The 1,900-nt window shown below is 70.7% G+C and carries 3 protein-coding genes; 1 reads left to right on the top strand and 2 read right to left on the bottom strand.

All coding sequences use genetic code 11. From position 1 onward, the window contains the following. The coding region (locus P3G67_RS35635; RefSeq protein ID WP_276097222.1) for a BON domain-containing protein at nucleotides 1-198 on the top strand (198 nt) is incomplete at its 5' end. A 9-nt stretch (nucleotides 199-207) separates the two neighbouring features. On the opposite strand, the gene P3G67_RS35630 is transcribed toward P3G67_RS35635, so the two are convergent. Beyond that, nucleotides 208-891, bottom strand: a complete 684-nt coding sequence (locus tag P3G67_RS35630) for a CBS domain-containing protein (RefSeq protein ID WP_276097221.1) — start codon at nucleotides 889-891, stop codon at nucleotides 208-210. A gap of 109 nt (nucleotides 892-1,000) precedes the next feature. Beyond that, on the bottom strand, nucleotides 1,001-1,873 hold the full coding sequence (locus P3G67_RS35625; RefSeq protein ID WP_276097220.1) for a universal stress protein: 873 nt from the start codon (nucleotides 1,871-1,873) through the stop codon (nucleotides 1,001-1,003). Nucleotides 1,874-1,900: the final 27 nt, after the last annotated feature.

The raw sequence follows: 1,900 nt of genomic DNA, 5'->3' as shown, positions 1-1,900 counted from the left end.
ATCGTCGGGCTGCTCTTCCCTGGCGGCTCGCCTCCGGTCGACGTCACCGTTGACCAGGGCGTCGCTACCCTGCGCGGCCAGGTGCCGGACGCCTCGCTCGTGCCCATCGCGGTCCGCCTGACGCGTGCGGTCGAAGGCGTGGTGGACGTCGAATGCGATCTGGTGTCAGCGCGGCAGCGGCGGTTCGAACCGTCCTGAGCGGTCGCGCTATTCGACGGATCGGAAGGCGGGCCTGCCCTCGGTGTCGTCGAAGCGGTAGGTGAGACGGTTGATAACGTCGACCACTCCGCCCACGGAACGGCTCAGTCGTTCTGCCACCGGAATGGCGCTGCGCTGCTCCAGCATGCCGGTCAAGGTGACGACTCCGTCGTGCACCTCGATGTCGAAGTTCTCAGGGTCCGCCCACAACACCCGCATGAACACATCGCGTTGGATTTCCTCGCGGATCTCCTCGTCCGACCGGAGGTAGAGACGCAACAGGTCGCGGCGGCTGACGATGCCTACCAGTCGCCCCTGGTCGTCGACCACCGGCAGGCGCTTGACCGCGCGGCGGGCCATGATCCGCGCCGCCGCGGTCACGCTCGCGGTGGCGTTGACGGTGATCGCTGGAGCCGTCATGACGGCGTCAGCGGTGAGACCGGTCGCCTTCGGCCCGTGGCGGGATCGCCGGCGCAGTCCGCTCAGTGGTCCGGTGGGGCGTTCCTCACCCGATGTCTTGTCCAACAGGTCGGCCTCGGAGACCAAACCCGCCAGTCTGCCGTCGTCGTCCAGGACCGGCAGGGCGCTGATCCGGCGTTCTTGCAGGATCCGCACGATTTCCTTGTACGGGGTGTGCAGGCGAACCGCCGCGACGTCCTTCGTCATCACATCGTGCACAGTCGACCCGACCATCGTTACCTCCCGGGGTCGTCTACAAGGCACGCTAGTTCCGCCGACCGGCCTTCGGCAGGGCCGAACGGACCCGTCCTGCGCGGCGCGTAGGTACGCAGGGCCGCTGGTCTCAGCGGTCCGGCACCAGGGCGACGGGACAGCGCGAGTGGTGCAGGACGGCGTGGACGACTGGTCCGAGGCGTAGCCCGAGCGGCCCGTGTGGCCGGTGGGCGGCCACCACCACCAGGTCTGCCTCGGCCGAGGCCTCCACGAGGGCGACGGCGGGCTTGCTCACCACGACCTCCTGGGACAGTGGTGCTTTCGGTGCGGTCAGATGCGCGGCCTCGACGGTGCGGGACAGCAGTGCCGCATGTGCTGTCCGCAGTTCGTGCACTGTGTCGACTTGCGTGGCCATCAGCCCGACTTCCCCGAGCGGTTGCCACGCGTGCAGCGCGCGCACCGACGCGTGCCAGCGGGCGGCGGTGGTGAGGGCGAACCGGACGGTGTGGGCGTCCATCTCGTCCTGCACCCCGACCACGACCGTCCCGATCGCGGGTCGGGCCCGCTCACCGCGTACGACGACCAGCGGGCAGGTGGTGTGGGCCGCGACGCGCAGGGCGACGGATCCCAGCAGGAGGGCGGCGAAGCCGCCGCGTCCCCGGGTGCCGAGCACGGTGAGAGCGGCTCCGGCGGCCGCGGCGAGAACCGCCTGTGGGCCCTCCTCGTAGGCGAGTGTGGTCGTCACCTTCAGGCCCGGGTGCTCGCGTGCCGCTCGTTCTCCCGCCTCGTCCAACATGGTGCGCGCGGCCTGCGCGGTCAGCAGGTCCCCGTCGGCCGGGCCGGTCCCCTTGTCCGGATCCGGGGCGGTACCGACGCCGTGCACGATGTGCAGCGCGCTGCCATGGCGGTCGGCCTCGGCGGCGGCCCAGTCGAGAGCGCGGTCAGAGTCCTCCGAGCCGTCGACGCCTACCACGATGTCTCCGGCCCAGGTGCTGGTGGTCATGGCTGCCTCCCGCGCTCATCGCCCCGC

It is taken from the genome of Streptomyces silvisoli, from assembly GCF_029269905.1.
In the GTDB taxonomy this organism is placed as follows: Bacteria; Actinomycetota; Actinomycetes; order Streptomycetales; family Streptomycetaceae; genus Streptantibioticus_A; species Streptantibioticus_A silvisoli_A.
Note: the sequence above shows the minus strand (reverse complement) of the source record. Positions and strands in the feature narration are given on the sequence as shown.

What these genes read in the sequence shown, in the direction of transcription:
- P3G67_RS35630 (WP_276097221.1), bottom strand. Translation starts at nt 891, where the DNA reads ATGGTCGGGTCGACTGTGCACGATGTGATGACGAAGGACGTCGCGGCG.
- P3G67_RS35625 (WP_276097220.1), bottom strand. Translation starts at nt 1,873, where the DNA reads ATGACCACCAGCACCTGGGCCGGAGACATCGTGGTAGGCGTCGACGGC.